The sequence below is a fragment of the Pseudonocardia humida genome (assembly GCF_023898865.1).
Taxonomy (GTDB): Bacteria; Actinomycetota; Actinomycetes; order Mycobacteriales; family Pseudonocardiaceae; genus Pseudonocardia; species Pseudonocardia humida.
In genome coordinates, this window is sequence record NZ_JAGSOV010000073.1 from 15,609 (window position 1) to 36,936 (window position 21,328).

19 protein-coding genes and 2 pseudogenes are annotated in these 21,328 nt (G+C 73.0%); 5 read left to right on the forward strand and 16 right to left on the reverse strand.

All coding sequences use genetic code 11. The features are described from left to right. Positions 1-33: 33 nt before the first annotated feature. The 9 genes from KDL28_RS41805 to KDL28_RS33325 form a co-directional block, all read right to left on the reverse strand. Positions 34-2,751 carry an ATP-binding protein gene (locus tag KDL28_RS41805; RefSeq protein ID WP_252445013.1) on the reverse strand — a complete coding sequence of 906 codons (2,718 nt, stop codon included), beginning with the start codon at positions 2,749-2,751 and terminating at the stop codon, positions 34-36. A 59-nt stretch (positions 2,752-2,810) separates the two neighbouring features. Continuing rightward, positions 2,811-2,939: a hypothetical protein gene (locus tag KDL28_RS40815; protein WP_256503206.1), complete on the reverse strand. Its 129-nt coding sequence runs from the start codon at positions 2,937-2,939 to the stop codon at positions 2,811-2,813. An 8-nt stretch (positions 2,940-2,947) separates the two neighbouring features. Continuing rightward, on the reverse strand, positions 2,948-3,397 hold the full coding sequence (locus KDL28_RS33295) for a DUF6640 family protein (RefSeq protein WP_252445015.1): 450 nt from the start codon (positions 3,395-3,397) through the stop codon (positions 2,948-2,950). A 14-nt stretch (positions 3,398-3,411) separates the two neighbouring features. Beyond that, positions 3,412-4,248, reverse strand: a complete 837-nt coding sequence (locus tag KDL28_RS33300; RefSeq protein WP_252445017.1) for a mycofactocin-coupled SDR family oxidoreductase — start codon at positions 4,246-4,248, stop codon at positions 3,412-3,414. Positions 4,249-4,484: 236 nt separating this feature from the next. After that, a complete protein-coding gene (locus KDL28_RS33305; protein ID WP_252445019.1) occupies positions 4,485-5,063 on the reverse strand; it encodes a TetR family transcriptional regulator in 579 nt (192 codons plus the stop codon). Between the two features lie 45 nt (positions 5,064-5,108). After that, positions 5,109-6,011: an alpha/beta hydrolase gene (locus KDL28_RS33310; RefSeq protein WP_252445021.1), complete on the reverse strand. Its 903-nt coding sequence runs from the start codon at positions 6,009-6,011 to the stop codon at positions 5,109-5,111. After that, the gene (locus KDL28_RS33315) at positions 6,008-6,928 is read right to left on the reverse strand and encodes an NADP-dependent oxidoreductase (protein ID WP_252445023.1); all 921 of its coding nucleotides are present in this window, start codon (positions 6,926-6,928) and stop codon (positions 6,008-6,010) included. The genes KDL28_RS33310 and KDL28_RS33315 overlap by 4 nt, the downstream gene beginning before the upstream one ends. Continuing rightward, positions 6,925-7,323, reverse strand: coding sequence for a nuclear transport factor 2 family protein (locus tag KDL28_RS33320; RefSeq protein WP_252445025.1), 399 nt, complete (start codon positions 7,321-7,323; stop codon positions 6,925-6,927). Before KDL28_RS33320 ends, KDL28_RS33315 begins: the two co-directional genes overlap by 4 nt. Then, complete coding sequence (locus KDL28_RS33325; RefSeq protein ID WP_252445026.1) at positions 7,310-9,166, reverse strand: flavin-containing monooxygenase; 1,857 nt, start codon at positions 9,164-9,166, stop codon at positions 7,310-7,312. The genes KDL28_RS33320 and KDL28_RS33325 overlap by 14 nt, the downstream gene beginning before the upstream one ends. 429 nt (positions 9,167-9,595) lie before the next feature. On the opposite strand from KDL28_RS33325, the pseudogene KDL28_RS33330 reads away from it, so the two are divergent. Next, positions 9,596-9,790, forward strand: a pseudogene (locus tag KDL28_RS33330) (transposase); the annotation flags it as partial. A 156-nt stretch (positions 9,791-9,946) separates the two neighbouring features. On the opposite strand, the gene KDL28_RS33335 reads toward KDL28_RS33330, so the two are convergent. The 5 genes and pseudogenes from KDL28_RS33335 to KDL28_RS33355 all read right to left on the reverse strand — a co-directional run bounded on the left by KDL28_RS33335 (position 9,947) and on the right by KDL28_RS33355 (position 13,344). After that, on the reverse strand, positions 9,947-10,417 hold the full coding sequence (locus tag KDL28_RS33335) for a DUF3291 domain-containing protein (protein ID WP_252445028.1): 471 nt from the start codon (positions 10,415-10,417) through the stop codon (positions 9,947-9,949). Positions 10,418-10,449: 32 nt separating this feature from the next. Next, on the reverse strand, positions 10,450-11,136 hold the full coding sequence (locus KDL28_RS33340) for a helix-turn-helix transcriptional regulator (RefSeq protein ID WP_252445030.1): 687 nt from the start codon (positions 11,134-11,136) through the stop codon (positions 10,450-10,452). Continuing rightward, positions 11,088-11,600: pseudogene (locus tag KDL28_RS42435) on the reverse strand (hypothetical protein); the annotation flags it as partial. The pseudogene KDL28_RS42435 and the gene KDL28_RS33340, both read right to left, overlap by 49 nt. 369 nt (positions 11,601-11,969) lie before the next feature. Continuing rightward, positions 11,970-12,503, reverse strand: a complete 534-nt coding sequence (locus tag KDL28_RS33350; RefSeq protein ID WP_252445032.1) for a flavodoxin family protein — start codon at positions 12,501-12,503, stop codon at positions 11,970-11,972. 97 nt (positions 12,504-12,600) lie between these two features. Further along, on the reverse strand, positions 12,601-13,344 hold the full coding sequence (locus KDL28_RS33355) for an SDR family oxidoreductase (protein WP_252445034.1): 744 nt from the start codon (positions 13,342-13,344) through the stop codon (positions 12,601-12,603). Between the two features lie 180 nt (positions 13,345-13,524). On the opposite strand from KDL28_RS33355, the gene KDL28_RS33360 reads away from it, so the two are divergent. Then, positions 13,525-14,757 carry a low temperature requirement protein A gene (locus KDL28_RS33360; protein WP_252445036.1) on the forward strand — a complete coding sequence of 411 codons (1,233 nt, stop codon included), beginning with the start codon at positions 13,525-13,527 and terminating at the stop codon, positions 14,755-14,757. On the opposite strand, the gene KDL28_RS33365 is transcribed toward KDL28_RS33360, so the two are convergent. Both KDL28_RS33365 and KDL28_RS33370 read right to left on the reverse strand, forming a co-directional pair. Continuing rightward, a complete protein-coding gene (locus KDL28_RS33365) occupies positions 14,751-16,340 on the reverse strand; it encodes a peroxidase family protein (RefSeq protein WP_252445038.1) in 1,590 nt (529 codons plus the stop codon). The two genes, KDL28_RS33360 and KDL28_RS33365, sit on opposite strands and share 7 nt — an antisense overlap. 73 nt (positions 16,341-16,413) lie before the next feature. Beyond that, complete coding sequence (locus KDL28_RS33370) at positions 16,414-17,277, reverse strand: sigma-70 family RNA polymerase sigma factor (protein ID WP_252445039.1); 864 nt, start codon at positions 17,275-17,277, stop codon at positions 16,414-16,416. 348 nt (positions 17,278-17,625) lie between these two features. On the opposite strand from KDL28_RS33370, the gene KDL28_RS33375 reads away from it, so the two are divergent. From KDL28_RS33375 to argF, 3 genes are read left to right on the forward strand one after another with little or no spacing between them, the layout of a single operon-like run. Further along, positions 17,626-19,050 (forward strand): amino acid permease, encoded by a 1,425-nt coding sequence (locus KDL28_RS33375; protein WP_252445041.1) that lies wholly within the window; start codon positions 17,626-17,628, stop codon positions 19,048-19,050. Further along, positions 19,047-20,330: an arginine deiminase gene (locus KDL28_RS33380; RefSeq protein WP_252445043.1), complete on the forward strand. Its 1,284-nt coding sequence runs from the start codon at positions 19,047-19,049 to the stop codon at positions 20,328-20,330. Before KDL28_RS33375 ends, KDL28_RS33380 begins: the two co-directional genes overlap by 4 nt. Beyond that, positions 20,327-21,328 (forward strand): ornithine carbamoyltransferase, encoded by a 1,002-nt coding sequence (gene argF, locus KDL28_RS33385; RefSeq protein ID WP_252445045.1) that lies wholly within the window; start codon positions 20,327-20,329, stop codon positions 21,326-21,328. The genes KDL28_RS33380 and argF overlap by 4 nt, the downstream gene beginning before the upstream one ends.

Sequence of the window (21,328 nt, forward strand, 5' to 3'; positions counted from 1 at the left end):
AGTGACTGGCGTACCGGCGGACGATGACCGGGTTCAGCCGAGGTCGAGCTGCGCGAGCTCGGTACGCCGGGTCACGCCGAGCTTCGGGTACGCCCGGTACAGGTGGTGTCCGACGGTGCGAGGGCTGAGGAAGAGCCGCGCGGCGATCTCCTTGTTGCTCAGGCCCGCCGCGGCCAGCCGCACCGCCTGGGCCTCCTGCGGCGTGAGACGCGCGAGCAGGTCGCCGGCCTGCGGCCGGGCGACCGGCCGTTCGCCGATCGCGGCCAGCTCGGTGGCGGTGCGGTCGGCCCAGCAGCGGGCGCCGAGCCGGTCGAACCCCGCCAGCGCGGCCAGCAGCTGGGCCTTGGCCTCGGTGCGACGACGGCGGCGGCGCAGCCACTCGCCGTGGAGCAGGCGGGTGCGGGCGGTGTCGTAGGGCCCCGGATGCAGGCGGAGCGCCCGCTCGTAGTGGGACCCCGCATCGTCGTCGTCCAGCAGCGCCCGGCAGCGATGCGCCAGTGCCGCGGCGCCGGGATCACCGACCTGCCAGGCCCAGTGCTCGAACGCGGGCAGGTGGTCCCGCGCCCGGTCCGGCGTGCCCGCACGGACGGCGGCCTCCACGTGGTCCGGCACCGCGTGGATCAGATAGTCGTGCCGCGCGGGGCCGGAGCAGACCTCGTCGAGCGCGTCCGCCGCGGCACCGAACCGCCCGGCCGCGAGATCGAGCAGCGCCAGTCCCCACTGCGCGAGCGAGGTGTTGGCCAGCCGGCGTGCCGTTCCCTCGACGATCACGGTCGCGGCCAGCGACCGGCACCGCGCCTCGTCCCCGGCGACCGCGGCGAGCCAGACCGCCACCGCCTGCAGCGCGACCTTCTCGGTGTGCCAGCCCGCCTCCTCGGCGAGGTCGATCCCCTCGGTGGCGCTCGCCTCGGCCGCGCGGAACTCGCCGCCGAGGAGCTGGGCGATCGCGAGGAACTCCAGCGTGTACGGCATCCACCCCACGGCACCCGCCGCCCGCGCGTCGGCGAGCATCGCCGTCATGGCGGCGGTGGCCGCCTCGCTGTCCCCGAGCATCAGGCCGGAGATGCCCGCGACCACCCAGGCGTGGTAGTCGACCGCCCCGGTCCGCGCCGTGTCGAGCAGCCGCCGCATCGGCTCCACGGCGAGTTCCGGCCTGCCGTCGAGCAGCTCGGCCCACCCGGCCTCCGCCGCGATCGTCAGGTGCAGCGGCGAGCCGGCGGGGAGATCCAACGCCGTCAGGTGCCCGGTGGCCCGCCGGAGGTGCTCGAGTGCGCAGCCGTGCCGGGCGGCGTTCACCGCCTCGGTGAGCATCACGACGGCCCGTTCGGGGTCGCGTTCCAGCACCAGCTCGGCGGCCTCCATGGCCATGGCCGCGTCTGTGACCGGCGAGGTGCGGTCGTACTCGATCTGGGCCTGCACGAACAGCGCGTCGGCGGTGATGACCGGGTCGTCGGTGAGGGACGCGGCCTCCGCGGCGAGCCGGGCGGCACGGTCCGGCTTGCCCGCGTCCCATGCCGCCTGCGCCGCGACGGTGATCCGGCGAGCCCGCTGGGCCGGGTCCGTGCTGAGCCGTCCGGCCCGTTCGTACGCGGCGGACACCGCCATCGTGCCGCCGCGGTGCTGGGCCCGCACCGCGCTGCGTTCCAGCTCGGCGGCGACGGCGTCGTCCGGTCCGGTGGCCGCCGCGGCCAGGTGCCAGACCCGGCGGTCGGTCTCGTCCGGGCCGATCAGCGCGTCGGCGAACGCCCCGTGCACCGCGACCCGCTGGTGGTGCGGCGCGTCCTGGTAGGCAGCCGCCCGGATCAGCGGATGCCGGAACGTCACCGCGTCCGAGGCCACCGCGACCAGCTCGGCCCGCTCGGCGGGCTCCAGGTCGGCGGCCGACGCCCCGGACACGGAGGCGACCTGCAGGACCACGCCCAGACCGGCCGAGCCGTCGGCGGCGGCGGCCAGCAGCACCGTCCGGGTCGCCGCGGGGAGCTCCGCGATCTGGGCGCGGAACCCCTCCTGCACCCTGCGGACCACCGGCAGCGGGCCGACCTGCTCCACCGGGTCCGCCCGGCCCGCCTGCTGCGCCGCCCGGCGGGCACCGCCGAACTCGATGACGGCCAGCGGGTTGCCACGCGCCTCGTCCAGCACCCGCCTGCGCACCGGCTCGGTCAGCCCCGGTGCGTGCTCGTCCAGCAACGTCCGCGCGCCGACATCGCTCAGGCCGCCCAGCTGCAGCGTGTCGAGCCCGGGCGTGCGGAACGGGACGGCGGTCTCGCGCACTCCGAACAGCATCGCCACCGGGTCGGCCCGGAACCGGCGAGCGGCGAACAGCAGCGCGTCCGACGAGCCCTGGTCGAGCCACTGGGCGTCGTCGACCAGGCACAGCGTCGGCGTCTCGGCGGCCAGCTCCGCGAGCAGGGACAGCGTCGCGGCGCCGACCAGCAGCCGGTTCGGGGTCGGCGTGCCGGCCAGCCCGAGCGCCGCACGCAGCGCGTCGGCCTGCGGACCCGGAAGCGCGTCGAGCCGGTCCAGGTAGGGGTGCAGCATCATGTGCAACGCGCCGAACGCGAGCTCGGCATCCGACTCGATACCCACGCTGCGGAGCACGCGGTGCCGCCATGTCGTCGTCGCGTGGTCCAGCAGTGCCGATTTGCCGATCCCCGCCTCGCCGCGGACCACCAGGGCGCGGCTTCGCCCGGTCTGCGCCGCGGTCAGGACGTCCTCGACGGCGGCCTGCTCGTCGGCTCTCCCCACGAGCACGCCGCCAGCCTACCCGGGCCGGGCGGCGGGTTCGCGGGTCGCGCCGGGCAGGGTCCGACTCAGCCGGAGCCGTCCGACGCCGACCGGAAGCGCTCCCAGCGTTGCCCGGCCTGCGCGGGGGTACCGATGCCCTGCTGTCCCTGCCCGGACACGACGGCGTCGAGGTCGGTGAGGACCCAGGCAAGCACTCGGCGGTCTAGCCGGTTCGGCGAGCGCGACGCCCCAGCGCGAGCGACGCCCCCAGCAGCGACAGGCAGATCGAACCGATGAGGATGTTGACCTCGACACCCATGACCTTGTTGGCCGGCGAGTCGCGGAACTCCTCGTCGACCAGCGCGGTGCCCGGGAATGCGGCAGCGCCGTACATTCCCAGCCAGGGTGCGGACAACATCGCCGTCGCGATCAGCCGGTTGCGGTCCGGGTCTCCGTGGGGAGAGTTCACCAGCCGCAGGCCGACGGCGCCGAGCACCGTGCTCATGACGATGTACTGCGCGTTGTGGAACTTGGCATGCGCAGGCCAGCGGGGATTGCGCAGGTGCTGTCGGGCTGTCACAGGCAGCAGGGCGTCGACGGCGAGCGGCCCGACGGCCGTCCCCGCTGCGATCAGACCGACCAGCGCGCGCGACGCTTTCTTCCTTGCAGGCATGGGGATTCCTCGATTCAGCGCTTGACGGTGAAACCGGCGTCGACCGGCAGTGCGACTCCGGTGACGTAGCGGGCCTCGTCGGAGGCGAGCCAGGCGACGGCGTTGGCGATGTCGCGTGCCTCGACCATGGGCACGGGCAGCGCGTTCGTCATCGCCTGGCCCTGGCGGGCGGCGGCCTGCAGGACCGCCTGCACCTTGTCGTTGAGGATCATCGGGGTGTCCACCCCGGTGGGGTGCACGCTGTTCACCCTGATGCTGTGCCGGGCCAGGATGTTGGCGTAGGAGCGCATCAGACCGACGATCCCGTGCTTCGACGCGGTGTAGGCGAGACCGCCGGGTTCGGCGGAGTGGGCGCCCGCACCCATCCCGTTGAGCCCGGCCGTGGAGCTGATGAGGACGATCGAGCCACCCTCGCCCTGCTCGACCAGCAGCGGCCGGGCGACCTCGACCGTGTTGAAGGTGCCGGTGAGGTTGACCTCGATCCCGTCCGCCCACTGGGCGAGGGTCCCCTCCCCGGCCTCCGCGAGCGCGAAGACGCCGGCGTTGGCGACGACCACGTCGACCCGACCGAACAGGCCGACGCCCCGCTCGAAGGCGGCCTGCAGCGCCGCCCGGTCACGCACGTCCGCGACCTCGGCATGGATCCGGCGATCGAGCTTCTCCACCGCGCGCTCGGTCTCCTCGAGATCCTCGGCGGTGCCCAGCGGATAGGGCACGGTCTCGATCGGTGCGCAGATGTCGACCGCGATGATGTCGGCCCCCTCCTCGGCCAATCGGATCGCGTGCGCACGGCCCTGCCCGCGCGCCGCCCCGGTGATGAAGGCGACCTTGCCCTCGAACTTGCCCATCATGTGCTCGTCCCTTCATTGAATGATGTGGATCCGGTCGAGCGGGTCGGTGCCCGGCGCCGGCGTCGATGACCATCGCCGCCCCCGTGACGTGCCGACCGTTCGCCACCACGACGTAGAGGACCGCGCTGCTGACGGCGACGGGAGCGACGCCTGCCGCCCCGAAGGCCGATCGGGTCGCCTCGGTGCTCGGGCTGGTCAGCTCCGCCGCGGGAAGCCGCGGGCCGAGGACGCCAGGATCAGGCCGTGCCGGCCCGACCGGGACGGACGAGGGTTTCGAGCAGAGCCATCGCGGCGTCGTTGAGCTTCGCCAGGTCCGCCGCGCCGTCGCTCTCGACCCACTGGGCGTACGCGATGGAGAACACCTGGCTCCCCACGCGCGCGGCGAGACGGGCCGCCGTCTCCTCCACCCCGCGGCGCTGCAAGGCGTCGATGAACCCCGTCGCGATGTCGTGCTGCTTGATCAGGTCGCGTTCCAGCAGTCCCGGATTGGCCGCGATCACCGCATGGCGCTGGCGTTGCAGTTCCATGCCGGGACCGGTCCAGTCGAACTCGGCCAGGATCGTGGTCACGACGTGGAGCGGCTCCGAGACGTCGGGGGCATCGAGGACCGCCTGCACGAGCGTCGCGCGTATCCGCTCCGACTCGGCGAACAGCACCTCGGCCTTGTCCGCGAAGTACCGGAAGAACGTGCGGGTCGTGACACGCGCGCGGTCCGCGATCTCGACGACGCTCGTGCTCTCGAAACCTTGTTCCTCGAACAGCTCCAGAGCGGCCCTCGTCAGTCGGTCCGCACTGCCCTGTTCCCAGCGGGGCATGGCCTCACCCTACCGGCGTCATGTCGCGCCACGACACAGCTCGGCCTACGCCTGGACAGTGCCGCCATGGTGGCGGAGGAACAGTGCCGCACGATCGAGGGCCTGGTCCGCCTCGTCGAGGAGGCCCACGAAGTTCTGGAACACATGGGGTACTCCTGCTGTGACGTCGAGCAGCACGTCCACGCCGGCCGACACCGCGCGCGTCGCCGTGACGACCGCGTCGTCGAGCAGGACCTCATGGGAACCCGCCTGGAGCAACATCGGCGGGAACCCGGTCAGGTCGCCGCTGACGGCAGGACTCAGCAGCGGCTGACGCACGTCCGCCCCGGGGCAGTACATCGCGACGAACGGCCGCAGCCGCTCGCGTGTGAAGATCGGGTCGACGCCCTCCTTGGCGCCCATGCTCGCGCTGGTGAGGGTCAGGTCGAGGCTCGGCGAGAAGGCGACGATCGCCCCGGGAACGGGCAGCCCGCGTTCGCGGGCCTCCATGACGGTCGTGACGGCGAGGCCGCCACCGGCCGAGTCCCCGGCGAAGGCGATGTGCCCCGGATCGACTCCGTCATCGAGCAGCGCCCGGTAGGCGTCGACGCCGTCGTGGATCGCCGCCGGGAACGGATGCTCCGGTGCCAGCCGGTAGTCCAGCGAGAATGCGCGACTCCGCGAACGCGACACGAGATGGGCGGTCAGGGACAGCGATGTCTCCGGGGACCCGAGTGCCCAGGCGCCCCCGTGGAAGTACAGGATCGTCCCCCGAGGCTGCTGGTCAGCGGGCTCCAGCACGAGCGCACGACGAGTTCCCAACACCGTCTCGGATGTGCCGATCGCCTCCGGGACGACGCTCAGCGCCTGCCGCGCGGCGAACGCGGCGCGCATCTCCCCCAGGTCGCGCGGCACCGGCTGGGGCGCCCGCATGATCGCGTCGACCTTGGCTCGCTGTTCGCTGCTCACGTGGCGCCCGGCCCTCCGGAGACGACGACGACGGTCCGTCCCGCGGCATGCCCGGCTTCGTTGCGCGCCTGCGCGGCCGCGGTGTCGGCCAGCGGGAACCTCGACTCGACCGGGATGTGCAGCACCCCTTCGACGTGCAGCGCGGCGGCGGCGCGCAACGCGGCGGAGATGTCGGTGGGCGCGAACGAGACCTGCGCTCCGAGCCGCGGAGCGGTGAAGTCCGCGATGGACACCACCGTGGACGGATCGCCCGTGAGCTCGATGCAGTCCGCGATGACGCCCGAACCGGACACGTCCAACGCGGCGTCGACACCGTTCGGCGCCAGCGCGCGAACCCGGTCGACGAGCCCGTCCCCGTACGTCGTCGGCAGCGCACCCAGCTCGCGGAGGTAGTCCTGGTTGGCCGGGCTCGCGGTGCCGACGACGGTGATTCCCCGCTCTCGGGCGATCTGGACGGCAGCAGTGCCGACGCCGCCCGAAGCGCCACTGATCAGCAGGGTGTGGCCGGGCTCGACGCCGACCTGGTCGAGGATGCGGAACGCCGTCTCGACCGGGATCGGGTACCCGGCGGCTTCCTCGAAGGACAGGCTGTCGGGCTTCACCGCCCAGGCATCGAGCACCGCGTACTCGGCGAGGACGCCGACACCGACACCGAACACAGCGTCGCCGACCTCGACGTCGGACACGCCCTCACCGACCTGGTCGATCACCCCGGAAGCGTCCGAACCCGTACCGCTGGGCAGCTGGAGATCGATCATCTGGCGCATGTGACCTGCGCGGATCTTCCAGTCCAGGCCGTTGACCCCGGCAGCGCGCACCTCGATGCGAACCTGACCCGGCCCCGTGTGCGGCTCCTCGACGTCGACGAGAGCGAGCACCTCCGGAGGGCCGTACTGCTCGAATCGAATCGCCTTCATGACTCCCTCCCACTGTTCAGCGCGGTGATGACCCGGTGGCCGATCCGCCAGTGGCCGTCGTGACGGCGCATCGTGTCCACATGGTTCACGCTGTTGAGCGTGCCGTCCGCCATGATCATCAGACCTTTGGAGCGCGCCGTCGCCTCGTCCGGGCCCACCGCGGAGATGACGATGTTCGTCACGTGGTGCGTGCGTGGGGCTGCGGCGCCGAGCTTGGTGAATGCGACCCGGAGGCCCTCGATGCCTTCGAAGGTCCCCAGTCCGGCATCGGAGAGGTCGTAGACGATCTCCGGGGTGAAGATCTCGCCGAGGCGGTCCAGATGTGCCCCGTCGAAGATGTGCCCGTGCAAGGACAGGACCTCGGCGATCTGCAAGCGGTCGTCAGTGCTCAACATCGAATACATCCGTTCTCGTAGGGCTACCCGCGGTGAGTCTGATGTCGCGCTCCACATCGGTGGCGACCCAGTCCTCGATCACGGTGATGTAGCCGATCGGCCCGCGCCCGTACTGCCCGCCGTTGACCGACGGCCGGACGTCTTCGCGCTTTCCTTCGTTGTTGTAGTAGCTCGGCGTGCACTCCGACTCGTAGCGCGAGCGGTCGACGTGCACGCGAGCCATCTCGTCGGCCCAGCGCTGCTCGGCCTCCGGCGTGACCTCGGCGACGGTGACGCCGGCCCGCCGGAAGCGCGCGATCAGCGCTGCGATGTGCCTCGCCTGGTGCGACGCCACGTGCGGGAGATTGATCGAGATCGCCGCCTGCTCGACACCGCCGGTGAGGAACAGGTTCGGGAATCGGCTGGTCATCATGCCGTGCAGGCTGCGCATGCCGTCGCGCCAGTGGCCGGCCAGCGACACACCGTCTCGACCGATCAGGTCGTAGCCGCCTGCCTTGTAGGTGGGCGCCATCGCATCGAAGCCGGTGCCGTAGATGATCAGATCGACCTCGTACTCCACCCCGTCGAAGACGATCGCGCGCTCGGTGACGTGGTCCACGCCGCGGCCGTCGGTGTCGACCAGGGTGACGTTGTCGTTGTTGAACGCGGGGTAGTAGTCGTCGCTGAAGAGCGGGCGCTTGCAGAAGTAGTCGTACCAGGGTTGCAATGACGCCGCCGTGGTCGGATCCTCGACGATCTCCGTGACCCGCTGTCGGAGCTCCTGCATCTTCTGGAAGTCGACCGCCTGCATCATGGCGACGTCCGGCCTTCCGTTCGCCGCCGTCATCGCCGCCGCCATGCGTCGACCCATGTCCGTGGCTTCGTCGGCGATGAGATCCTCGACGGGCAGGCCCGCCATCATCTGCACGAAGTTGTCCATGCGCCTGCGCTGCCAACCGGGCTCCTGGCTGCGGAACCATTCCCGGTCGGTCGGCCGGTTGTTGCGGGCGTTGACGGTCGAAGGGGTGCGCTGGAACAGGTACACCTGCTGCGCACTCTCGGCGAGGTGCGGAAGGATCTGGATGCTGCTCGCGCCCGTGCCGATCAGCGCGACCCGCTTGTCGCCCAGCTTGTCGAGCTTTCCCGACCAGTCGCCCCCGGTGACGGTGTAATCCCACCGGCTGGAGTGGAACGACTTCCCCCGGAAGCCCTCGATCCCCTTGATGCCCGGCAGCTTGGCCCGACTCAGCGGACCGGTCCCGATCGTGAGGTACCGGGCGAGGACCAGGTCGTCGCGGTCGGTGCGCACCGCCCAGCGCGAGCGGCTCTCGTTCCACGTCACGTCGAGGACCGTCGTGCCGAGGAGGGCCCTGGAGTACAGGTCGAACTTCCGGCCGATCGCCCGGGCGTGCTCGAGCATCTCCGGGCCGCCTGCGTACTTCTCCGTCGGCACCGTGCCGACCTCTTCCAGCAGCGGCATGTAGATGTAGGACTCCATGTCGCAGCGCACGCCCGGGTACCGGTTCCAGTACCAGACCCCGCCGAAGTCCCCCGCCTGATCCACGATCAGGAAGTCCGTCGTTCCCGCCTTCTGCAGCTGGACCGCCATCTGCAGCCCCGACCACCCGCCACCCAGGACGAGGACATCCACCTCGGCGATCCGCGGCGCGCGCGGCCGCCCGCCCGGACTCGAGGCCAGATACGGGTCGGCCGCGAACGCGGCGAGCTCCCCACTGACGTCCAGGTACTGCGCGTTCCCGTCTGGTCGAAGTCTCTTGTCCCGCTCCTCCCGGTACTTCTGGCGCAGCCCGACCTGGTCGAACTCGCTCAGTGAAGTCTGACCAGCTCCCGCGGTGTCCTCCACGTTGACCACCCCATGCTGTTGTCGCGGTGTGACATCACACTAGCACCGATGTCACGCCGCGACATCAACTTTCTGTGGTTGTGGTCACGCCGCACCGGCGGCGACGCTGTGCAGGCCGTGGTGCAGGGGGCCATCGGGCAGCGGCTCCCCACCGACAGCCGCTAGCTGTCAGCTGGCACCGGTCCGCCCCACCCGGGGCGGTGCGCGCTGTCGAACCCCGCGCTATCGTCACCACCGGGCAGGGCGACCTCTTGTCGCACCCTCGGGTGCTGACCTCTGCAGCAAGACTGCTCGAGGCGCCCGGCCCGCCAAACCGCCCTCGTTCAGCAGTCTCCTAGTACTGCACCGACACTCGGTTCATGTCGGAAGCGGGTGGCTGAACCGCCCCGGGTCTGATGGAGGCTCCACGCCCGCGTGGAGAAGCTGATCATGGCACGGAGATCGGCGCACCCTCGTGAGGTGCGTGAACGCGCGGTTGCGTTGGTGTTCGAGCAGGTCAAGACGGGCCAGCACAACTCGCAGTGGGCGGCGATCTGCTCGATCGCGGCGAAGGTCGGCGTGTCCGGCGAGACCCTGCGCAAGTGGGTACGTCAGGCCGAGGTCGACGCCGGATCCCGGCCGGGTGTGGCCGGCCAGGCTCGCCGGGGGCCGTCGGAGACGGTGATACCGGCCCAGGTGCGCTCGATCGTGCTCGACCTGCTGCAGGCCACCGGGCTGTGCCGGGCCGAGACCCGGCACGCCATGCACCAGCAGGGCTGATCCGCGGGGGGCGGGTGCGGCCTACGCGAGCACGGCCGGACCGGTCGGGGCCGGGAAGGGCTGGCGGAAGGTGAACGCCCGCGGGGTCGGTCCCGCGGTGCCGAGCAGGTCGAGCCGCTCCAGCGCCTCGTCGACGGTCGGGGTGAGCCCGACCGGGACCCACCACAGCACCAGCGCCGCGGGCAGCCCGTGCGGGAGGAACCACTCCCGGCGCCGGCGCAGGTAGTCGAGGTGCTCGCTGTGGTAGGCGTAGGCCCGCAGCGCCTCGAGCGACTCCCACAGCGACAGCGTGATGATCACGTCCGGGGCGATCGGTCGGATGCCGGTCGCGTTGTCCTTGCCGTCCTCGGTGAGGCGCCAGACGAAGCCGGGCGAGCGGTCGGCGAGGTCGTTCATGGGGTCCATGCCCGCCATGAATCCGGCCGACGACGGGTGGTCCAGGGGTGCGCGCAGCCGCGCGACGTTGAACTGGGCGAGGTGGGAGGCCGTCATGCCCCCACCCCACCAGAGCGCCACCTCTATTGTCAATCAGATTTGTTTTTAGTCTGCTGCACGGTGACGCAGCAGCGACCCGGGGCCGCGTCCATGCGGGCGGCCCAGTCGTCCACCCCGGCGCCGGCCAGCAGCCCCTCGACCAGCGCCAGGTTCATCCCGCAGACGACCGGCGGGAACTCCGCGGCCAGTCGGTGGAACGGACAGTTGCGCAGCTCGATCCGGCCGCCGGAGGCGACCGGGTGGTAGCCGTGCGCGGCCAGCAGTTCGCCGGGGCCACCCATCCCACCACCGGGTCCACCGGGTCCACCGGTCCCGGCCCGTCGGCCGTGCTCGTAGGAGACCTCGTGCAGGACCGCCTCCGCACCGCTGCGCTCCACGGCCTCGGCGAGCAGCGCCGCCGCGGAGCGGTAGGCGCGCGGCGGCACGCTCACCGCGCGCTCCTCCGCGGCGGCGCGATAGAGCTTGGCCGGGCGCCCGGCGCCCGGTCCGGTCCGGCCCGAGCGGCGGGCGTAGGATGCCTCGAGCAGTCCCGCGTCGACCAGCTTGTCGAGGTGGAACGCGGCGAGCGTGCGCCCGACGCCGAGCGCGGCGGCGACCTCGTCCCGACCCACCGGGTCGGGCGCCGCGGTCGCCACCGCCTGGTAGGCCGCGCGGCGCACGTCGTCGCTCAGCGCCGCGACGGCGCGGAGGTCGCCCAGATCATCGGAGGTGGACACCGGTCGAGTGTATTGCCAACCGGTCTTGGTACTAGTACTGCAACGACACTCGGTTCATGTCGGTAGGTAGTGGCCGCGGCGGCGGTAGTGGCAGGCGCGGGCTTGGTACTGGCAGCGGCGCCAGAGTGACCAGCCATGACCTGCTCGACGCAGACGGCCGGGCAAGAACGAGCTCGGTGAGTAGTCGACGGATCTCGTTGGCCGACAGCGGGATCGGCCGTTCGCCGCTGGTTGCAGTTCCCCCTCTCGCTGCTCAGGGCCTGTTCGTGTTCTTGTTGGTGTTCGCGGGCTCGGGTGGCGGCGAGGTAGGCCAGCGCGAGCATCGCGAGGGTGATGTGGGCACACCACGCCCGCCAGGTCCGGACCTGGTAGTGATCCAGGCCGGCCTCGTTCTTCGCGGTCTGGAAGCACTCCTCGATCGCCCACCGCGCCCCGGCCACCCGGATCAACTCCCGCAACCCGGTGTCGTCGAGCACGAACACCCCGGTCACCGGGTCCCCGAGATGGCCAGGGCGTAGTCGCGCACGTCGTCACGCACGCCTTCGATGTCCCAGTCCGCGGTCCGCAGCAGCCGCTGCATCCCGTCCGGGGGAGACCGCTCCGGCGTGCTCGGCCAACGTCCAGCCGTCCTTGCGTTCCAGGCCCGCGAGCAGCCCCCGCACGTAGACACCGGCCCGAGCACGGGGCTCTTCACGCACGAACCGGCGCCCGATCAAGCTGATCGACCGCGTCCAGCCCGGCCACCCACCCGGCAACGTCCACCGCCCGGCGACCATCCTCAGTGGACCGGACTCGGCCCAAGCGACACGCCGTGAACACCCGCCGTTGCAGTACTAGCCCGCGGTGCGCCCCGACGGCACCAGTTCGGTCGCCGCACCGGCGCGCAGCCGGCGCGCGACGTCCGCCACGTCCCGGCCCGTGCACCGGGCGGCGGTGCGCACGCCGGCGCCCTGGAGACCGGAGACGGGGACAACGACGCCGCCGAGCTGGGACAGCATGTGGAACAGGGTCCGCAACGTGGCCTCGTGCCCGCCGTGCAGCAGGCCGTCGGCCGAGGCGAAGCCGGACCAGACGACCTCGGCCAGCCGCTCGCCCTCGAGGGTCCGCAGCTGCTGGAGGTAGGCCCTCAGCGGAGGCGCGAGGTTGCCGTACCGGCTCGGCGAACCGAGAACGACGGCGTCGGGCCAGTGCACGTCCTCGGACTCGACGAGGCCCTCGGCCGCACCGGCCCCCGGTGCGGCGTGGCCGGGCAGGCGACGGACCCGGACGACCGCGCCCACCTCCTCCGCGCCGGCCGCCACCTCCCTCGCCAACGCCTGCAGGATCCCCTGCCCGTGGTAGACGACTGACACCTTCGGCTGGTCCATGCGGTCACTCCTTCGAACGCGCTGCTGCGTGGTCGATCTCGGGCCGAGCGGCCACCGCCCGTGGACGGTGGCCGCTCGGCCGGCTCTGCCGGCGCGGCTACTGCTGGGCCAGCCACTTCTCGAAGGTGATCTCCCCGAGCTGCGCGTCCGGGCCCGGGACCAGCGTCCGCTCGCTCAGCCGCACGCCGGAGTAGGGCGCCTGCTCGTCGGTGACGACCTCGCGGGGGTCGCCCTTGGCTGCGAGCCCCTTGCGCACCAGCTCGTCGAGCCCGAACTGCTCGGGCCCGCCGATCTCGCGGATCCCGTTCACCGGCTCCCCCACCGTGACGCGCCCCAGCCCGGCGGCGACGTCGTCGGCGGCCATCGGCTGGATCAGGGCGGACGGGAGGCGGACCTTCCCGTCGACCGTGCTGAAGTCGGCGATGGCCTTGACGAACTCGAAGAACTGGGTGGCGTGCACGATCGAGTACGGCCGGCCGGATTCCCGGATCAGCTGCTCCTGCGCCGCCTTCGCGCGGAAGTAGCCCGATTCCTGCAGCCGGTCCGTGCCGACCACCGACAGCGCCACGTGGTGCCCGACGCCCGCCTTCGCGGAGTACTCGAGCAGGTTGGTGGTGGAGGTGCGGAAGAACTCCATGACGGGGTCGTCGGCGAACGACGGCGAGTTCGACACGTCCACCACGACCGCCGCGCCCTCGAGCACCTCGGCCAGCCCCTCCCCGGTGAGGGTGTTCACGCCCGTGTTCGGGGCGGCGGGTACCGCCTCGTGCCCGTGCTCGCCCAGCTTGGCCACCAGCTTCGAGCCGATCAGCCCGGTCCCACCGATCACAACGACCTTCACGATGTGCATCCCTTCGTTCGACGAACGCGACGCGGCCGCCGCTGCTCGGCGGGGCGCCCCGCAGCGAGGACAGGGCGGCCGGGCGATCCGTGACGCGGCCCCGCGCCCGGCGTCCGTGTCACGGACCGGTGCTCCGCGCTGTCCCGCTCCCGACGTACCGGCACCCACCGAGGGAGACGCATGGACGCGATGTCGCCGACGGACCCGACGTCGCTGGTGGACTCGGTCCGGATCCGGATGACCGGGCGCGCCGTCGACGAGGCGCACCGGCAGGCGACGCAGCTCGAGCTGCTGTTCGACCTGACGTTCGTGGTGGCGGTGGCCGCGGTGGTGGCGCAGCTCGGTCACGGGGTGGTCGACGGTCACGCGGTGGACAGCGTCGGGCCCTTCCTGCAGGTGTTCTTCGCGATCTGGTGGGCGTGGATGAACTTCACCTGGTTCGCCTCCTCCTACGACACCGACGACGTGCCCTACCGGCTGCTCGCGCTGCTGCAGATGGGCGGCGTGCTCGTGCTGGCCGCCGGGGTGCCGGCCGCGTTCGCCGGCGACTACCGCGCGGTCACCCTCGGGTACCTGGTGATGCGGGTGGGTCTGGTCGTGCTGTGGCTCCGGGCGGCGCGGGAGGACCCGCAGGGCCGCCGGACCGCGCGGCGCTACGCCGCCGGCGTCTCCGCCACCGAGGTGGCGTGGCTCCTGCGGCTGCTGCTGGCCGAGCTCGGCGTGCTGAGCGGCTCGGCGTTGGTCGTCGTGTTCGCCGCCCTGGTCGTGGCGGAACTGGCGGTGCCCGTCTGGGCCGAGCGCAGCCGGGGCACGAGCTGGCACCCCCACCACATCGCCGAGCGGTACGCGCTGTTCACGATCATCCTGCTCGGCGAGAGCGTCCTCGCGGTGTCGACCGGGATCGCCGACGTCCTCGCCTCCGGGCTGCGCTGGTCGCTCGTGGTGGTGGCGGGATCCGGGCTGGTGCTGCTGTTCGCGCTCTGGTGGCTCTACGAGCTGGAGCCCAGCGCCGACGGGCTGTCCACCCGGCGCGGGCGCTCGTTCCTCTGGGGCTACGGCCACTACGGCGTCTTCGCGGCGCTCGCCGCGCTCGGCGCGGGCCTCGAGGTCGCCGTGCGCCGGGCCGGCACACCCGACGGCCTCGGTGCGGGCTACGCCGTCGCGGTCCCCGCGGCGGTGTTCCTGGTGCTGCTGTGGGTGAGCCACTCCCCGGTCGTGCCGCGGTCGCGGGTCCGGCCCTCCACCCTGCTCGGGGCCGCCGTCCTGGTGCTGCTCGCGCCGGTGGCCGGTGCCGGTGCCGGTCCGGGGGTCGTCGTCGGTCTCATCGCGACGGTCGCCGTCGCGGCGGTCGCGGTGACAGTCGCTCGCCCGACCGGGCGCTCGGCACCGGGTCGCGGTCGCGCGCGCTACTGAGCGGGGGCGAGCAGGTCGGCCAGGCCGAAGCTGCGCCCCGCGGCCGGCAGGGTGGGCTCCCAGTCCGGTTGGAGGCTCAGGTAGCTCGCCGGGTCGGCGCGCAGCAGCCCGATCAGGACCTCCGCCACGATCCGGCCGCCGACCGGGCCGAGGCGGTCGCCGTCGCCGCGGTGCTCGGCCTCCTTGAGGAGGTAGAACCACAGCGGGGTGCCGTGCGGCCACCGCTGCCCCAGCTCGTCGGCGGTCAGCGGCGCCACGTCGAGGAGGCGGGCGACCGCCTCGCCGCCGGGCAGCCGGGTGGTGTCGCCGCGCAGCAGGTCGCGGACCGCGAGGGAGCGGTGGGCGGTGTCGTCGACCGTCCCGGTGACCTGCTCGGGCAGCCCGATGAGGCTGGCGGCGAGCCGGCCGTCGAGGCGCTTGGCCCGCTGCGCGGGCGGGTGTCCGGGCAGGTCGAAGACCTGGGCGAGGTCGAGCCGCCGGTCGGCGGGCAGCGGCCCGAACCCGAGCAGGTCCGGGAAGAGCGGCACCGCCGGGCCGCCCGCGACGAGCCGGTAGGCGTGCCGGATCTGCCCGTGGCCGTAGCGGAACGCCGCGTCGGCGAACTCCAGCGGGATGTACGCCTGCCCGGGCGGCGGCCGGAACCAGCGGCAGCCCTCGGCGAGCACCTGCTCGACCAGGTCCGCGCCCACGAGCCGGGGCAGGAAGTCGTGGACCACGATCCACTGGTAGTGCCGGCCGAGGGTGACCCGGGCCGTGTCGAAGACCTCGGCCTCGGGCACGCCGTTCGCGCGCAGCCGGTCGACGATCCGGTTGTGCGCCCGCAGCAGGGCGACGTGCAGGGCCAGCGCGAACAGGTGCACGTCGTTGCGCGGGTCGCCGATCAGGGCCACGCCCTGCTGGTTGCGCGGCACGTCGGCACCGTCCGGGCCGAGCAGGAACTTCGCCGGGTCGCCGAGGTCGAACAGGTACGGCGAGCCGACCGGTCCGTCGGAGTAGATGATCTCCAGGTCGAGCTTCGGGGTGCGCGCGTTGCGCAGCGCTCCCGGCTCGACGCCGCCGCCGATGGGCGAGCGGTCGGCGGTGATGTCGTGGGCGACCAGCTGGCCGAAGAACGGCCACCCGGCGGCGCCGGCCGCGTCGTCGCCGTCGGGGTCGCGCGGGTCCAGCACCTCGGCGGCGTCGCAGATCCCGCCGTCGCCGCCCGCGCGCACGAGCAGGCGGGGATCGGTGGCCAGCGGGTCCAGATCCGGGAACATGCGCCCGTAGCGCGCCGCCCCGGTCGGCCGATCGACGGCCCGGACCAGGCTCAGGCAGTGGTCCGGAGCGGCCACGCGGCTGCCGCGTGCATCGGGCGGAGCGCCGCCGGCAGGGCGGGAACTCCCTTCCACGGCCTCGACGGCGCCCAGGAGGCTGCGCAGCCCGATCTCCTCGCGCTCGATGTCCGCCGGATCGAACAGCCACTCGGCGATCGGTGCGGTGAAGGCCTCCTCCGCCGACCGCCCCCTCTCGGCCAGGGCCAGCTCTTCCCGGACCGTGCCCTCGAGGTCGTGCAGGAAGGCGTGGTCGCCGGTCGGGGTGCTCATTGCTTCCTCCATGGACGTCGGGCCTCCCCGCAGGACCGGGCGGGCGGGGGATCCGTGACGGGCCTGCGGGACGTCACGTCGGGCGCCCCGCCGGGTGCTCGTCCGCGGAGGCGCCGCACCCCGCCGCGGCCGCGGTGAGCAGGTCGATGAGGCACCCCATGTCGCCGGACCGCGCGGCGTGCCGGAACGCCTGCAGCAGCCCGTCCCGCTCCCCCGGATCGGTCGCGCCCTGCGGCCGCTCGACGAGGTGCTTGCGCGCGCGACGCGCGAGCTGCCGGGCGTTCACCTCACTGGTCCCGATGGCCGCGGCGATCTCGCGGAACGGGTAGTCGAAGGCCTCGCGGAGCACGTAGACGGCGCGTTCGACGGCGGTCAGCCGACCGCACAGGAGCTGGACCGCCAGCCCGAGCTCCTCACCGCGCACCGCCCGGAGCGCGGGGTCGACGGACCCGGACCCGCGCTCGGGCAGCGGTCCGCCGACGCTGACCTCCCGGCGCGCGCGGGCCGAGGTCACCGCGTTGAGCGCGAGCCGGGTCGTGACGGTGACGAGGAACGCGACCCGGTCGCGCACCTGCGCCCGGTCCGCGCCCTGCCAGCGGACCCACACGTCCTGGACGATGTCCTCGGCGTCGGCGGCCCCGCCGAGCACCTGGTAGGCGATCCCGAACAGCCGCGGGCGCACCCGCTCGAAGTCCGCCACCGCCTCGTCCACCTCGGACCGGAGCGGATCGGTCGCCGCGCTCCACTCGGTCCGGCGGTGCGAGGGGGTCGCGGCGACGAGCGAGCGCGCGGAACTCCTGATCGGATCCGCGCTCGACGAGCCCGAACCCGCAACGACGTCGACGGCGGAAAGGCGCATGGAGATCATCTCCTGGTGGCGGGCCGGGGCGCCGACCGGGCCCCCGTCCTGCGGGCCGCGGCGCTGTGACACGGCCACGGTCGTCCGGCCCCGGGGGCCGGTGCACCCGTCGGGGCCCCGGGCGCACCCCCCGGGACCCCCGGGCCGGGGCCCCGGGCCCCCGGGCGGAGGAGTCCGCCTCGCTCCGGTCGCACACGGCGACGATGACGATCGACTTCGCACCGCGCAGGGCGGCGGCGTGGTCCTCGCGTTCGTTCGACGCGGTGCCGAGCCTCTGCACCGCACGACGAGGACAAGGGCCGGCCGGTGGCCCGTGACAGCCCGCCGGTCCGGGGCTGTCACGGGGCGGCGCGCTGCTCGGTCCTGGGATTCGCCGGGAGCAGCAGCCGGACCCGGCTCCCCCGCCGACATCCCGAGGAGTTCGTGATGAGCCGTGCCATCGGAGTGCCGCACCGGACCGACAGCGGCGCCCCGCCCGCTCCGGAACCACCGGTCCCGTCGACCGCGGCCCGATCGCCGGAGGCCGGCCCGGATCCGGGCGCCCGCCGCTTCGGGCTCGGGACGGCGTCGGCGCTCGTGGTCGGCTCGGTGATCGGGACCGGTGTGTTCGCCCTGCCGTCCGCCCTCGCGGTGTTCGGCCCGATCTCGCTCGTCGCGTTCGTCCTCGTCACCGTCGGCGCCACCGCGCTGGCCCTGGCCTTCCGCGGACTCGCCGCGCGGCTGCCCGGTGCGGGCGGCCCGTACGTCTACGCCCGGGACGCGTTCGGGGAGTTCGCCGGGTTCCTCATCGCCTGGAGCTACTGGATCACCGCGTGGGCCGGGAACGCGGCGATCGTCGTCGCCTGGGTCGGCTACGTCGAGGTGTTCTGGAACACCGACCACCAGGTCGGGTGGTCGATCGTCATCGCGCTGTCCGGGCTGCTCGTGCCCGCACTGGTGAACCTGGCCGGGCTGCGCAGCTTCGCCGCGTTCCAGGTCGTCACCACCGTGCTCAAGTTCGTCCCGCTGCTGTTCATGGCCACCGTCGGCCTGCTCTTCATCAACACCGCGAACTTCGGCGACTTCAACGCCGGCGGGGAATCGTGGTGGGGCGCGATCAGCGCCGCGGGCGCCATCGCCCTGTTCAGCTACCTCGGCATCGAGACCGCGTCGGTCGCCGCGGCCCGGGTCCGCGATCCCGAGCGCAACGTGGGCCGCGCCACCGTGCTGGGCACCCTGGCCTGCGCGGCGGTCTACATCCTGGGCACCGTCACCGTCTTCGGCACCGTCGCCCACGACGACCTCGTCGGCTCCACCGCCCCGTTCACCGACTCGGCCAACGCGATCTTCGGCGGGCAGTGGGCCGGGGCCACGGTGGCCGTCGCCGCCGTCGTGTCCGGGTTCGGGGCGCTGGTCGGGTGGACGCTGATCGTGGCCGAGATGCCGCGGGCGGCCGCGCGGGACGGGCTGTTCCCGGCCCGGTTCGCCCGGCAGAGCCGCGCCGGGGTCCCCGCGTTCGGCATCGTCGTGTCGACCCTGCTGGCCGCCGGGCTCACCGTGGTCAGCTACACCAGCTTCGAGCAGGTGTTCATCACCGTCGTGCTGCTGTCGGTGCTGACCTCGGTCATCCCGTACCTGCTCTCCGCAGCGGCCCAGCTGTACTGGCTGCTCACCGAGGGCAGGCGGGCGCGGGTCGGGCACCTGGCCCGCGACGTCGCCGTCTCGGTGCTCGCGCTCGCCTTCGGGTTCTGGGCCCTGGCCGGCAGCGGCTACCAGGCCGTCTACTACGGGACGTTCTGCGTGCTGCTCGGGGTGCCGGTGTACGTGTGGGTCCGCGTCCGCCGCGGCGCGTACGGCGAGGTGCCCCGATGAGCGCGGCGCAGGGACTCGCCGTCCAGGGGCTCGGCCTCGAGGTGGCGGTCCACTCCGAGATCGGCGCGCTGCGCGAGGTCGTCGTGCACCGGCCGGGGCGCGAGCTCGACCGGCTGACCCCGGCCAACGCCGCGGACCTGCTGTTCGACGACGTGCTGTGGGCCGAGCGCGCCCGGGTGGAGCACGACGCGTTCGTCGAGGTGCTGCGTGGCCACGGCGTGCGGGTGCACCTGTTCGCCGAGCTGCTGGCGCAGGCCCTCGCGACGGAGACCGGGCGCGGCTTCGCGGTGGCCCGGGTGTGCACCGACCAGCGGTTCGGGCCCGCCCTGGCCCGGGAGCTGCGGGCGCTGTTCACCGACGCCGACCCGGTGCTGCTGGCCGACTTCCTCATCGGCGGGGTGCTCAAGTCCGACCTGGCCCCGCTCACCGCGTCCAGCGTGGTGTGGCAGAGCCTGGACATCGACGACCTGGTCCTCGCCCCGCTGCCCAACACGCTGTTCCAGCGCGACAACTCCGCGTGGATCGGGCGGGGGGTCGCGGTCAACCCGATGGCCAAGCCGGCCCGCAGCCGCGAGTCGATCAACACCCGGGCCGTGTACCGCCACCACCCGCTCTTCGCCGACGCCGACTTCACCAGCCTGTACGGCGACGACGACCTCGACCACGCCCCGGCCACCCTGGAGGGCGGCGACATCCACGTCGTCGCCGACGGCGTCGTGATGATCGGGATGGGTGAGCGCACCACGCCGATGGGCGTCGAGCTGCTGGCCCGACGGCTCTTCGCGGAGGGGCTCGCCCACCGCGTGCTGGCCGTCGAGCTGCCCAGGGCCCGCTCGGCGATGCACCTGGACACCGTGCTCACCATGGTCGACGTGGCCACCTTCGTGGCCTACCCCTACTTCGACCAGGCCGCGGCCCGGCTGTGGCTGCTCACCCCGTCCCCGGACGGGGACGGCGTCGAGGTCCAGCAGCGGTCCGGGCTGCGCGCCGCGCTCGCCGAGGCGATCGAGGACGACGGCGTCCGCATCCTCACCGCCATCGAGGACCGGCGCGAGGCCGAGCGCGAGCAGTGGAACGACGCCGACAACTTCCTGGCGATCGCCCCCGGCGTCGTCCTGGGCTACGAGCGCAACACCACCACCAACCAGATGCTGCGCGACCACGGCGTGACCGTGATCCCGCTGGCCGGCAGCGAGCTCGGCCGGGGCCGCGGGGGCGCGCGCTGCATGAGCTGCCCGATCGCGCGCGATCCCGTCCCGTCCCGGCAGGAGCCGTCATGACCCTCTCCGCCCCACCCCGTTCCCTGCTCACCGCGACCGACCTGGGCCGCGACGGCTTCCTGGAGCTGCTCGACCGGGCCGCGGAGCTCAAGGCGGCCAGGAAGGCGGGGCGCGAGCGGCCCGCCCTCACCGGTCGCAGCATCGCCCTGGTGTTCGAGAAGGCCTCCACCCGCACCCGCTGCGCGTTCGAGGTGGCCGCCTACGACCAGGGTGCCCACGTCACCTACCTGGGCCCGACGGGGTCGCACCTGGGTCGGGAGGAGAGCGTCGCGGACACCGCGCGGGTGCTGGGCGCGATGTTCGACGGCATCGAGTTCCGCGGGTTCGCCCAGGACACCGTCGAGGAGCTGGCCCGCCACGCCGGCGTGCCGGTCTGGAACGGTCTCACCGACCAGTGGCACCCGACCCAGATGCTCGCGGACGTCCTCACCATGCGCGAGCACCAGCCCGGCGACGTCGGCGCGATCAGCTTCTGCTTCACCGGCGACGGGCGCGGCAACATCGCCCGGTCGCTGCTGGTCACCGGCGCGATGCTGGGCATGGACGTGCGCATCGCCGCGCCGCGCGAGCTGTGGCCGCCGCGACCGGTGGTCGAGGACGCCGAACGCACCGCGCTGACCAGCGGCGCCCGGGTGACGGTGACCGAGGACCTCGCGGCCGCGCTGGACGGCGCCGCGTTCGTCTACACCGACGTGTGGGTCAGCATGGGCGAGGACGACGCCGAGTGGGACCGCCGGGTCCCGCTGCTCACGCCCTACCGCGTCACCGCCCGGGCCATGGCCGCGACCGGCCGCGCCGACACCCGGTTCCTGCACTGCCTGCCCGCCGTGCACGACACCACCACCGCCCTGGGCCGGCGGGTCCTGCAGCGCTACGGGCTCGCCGGGGCCGAGGTCACCGACGAGGTGTTCGCCTCGCCCGCCTCGGTGGTGTTCGAGCAGGCCGAGAACCGGCTGCACACGATCAAGGCCCTGCTCGTCGCGGCGCTGGGGCGATGA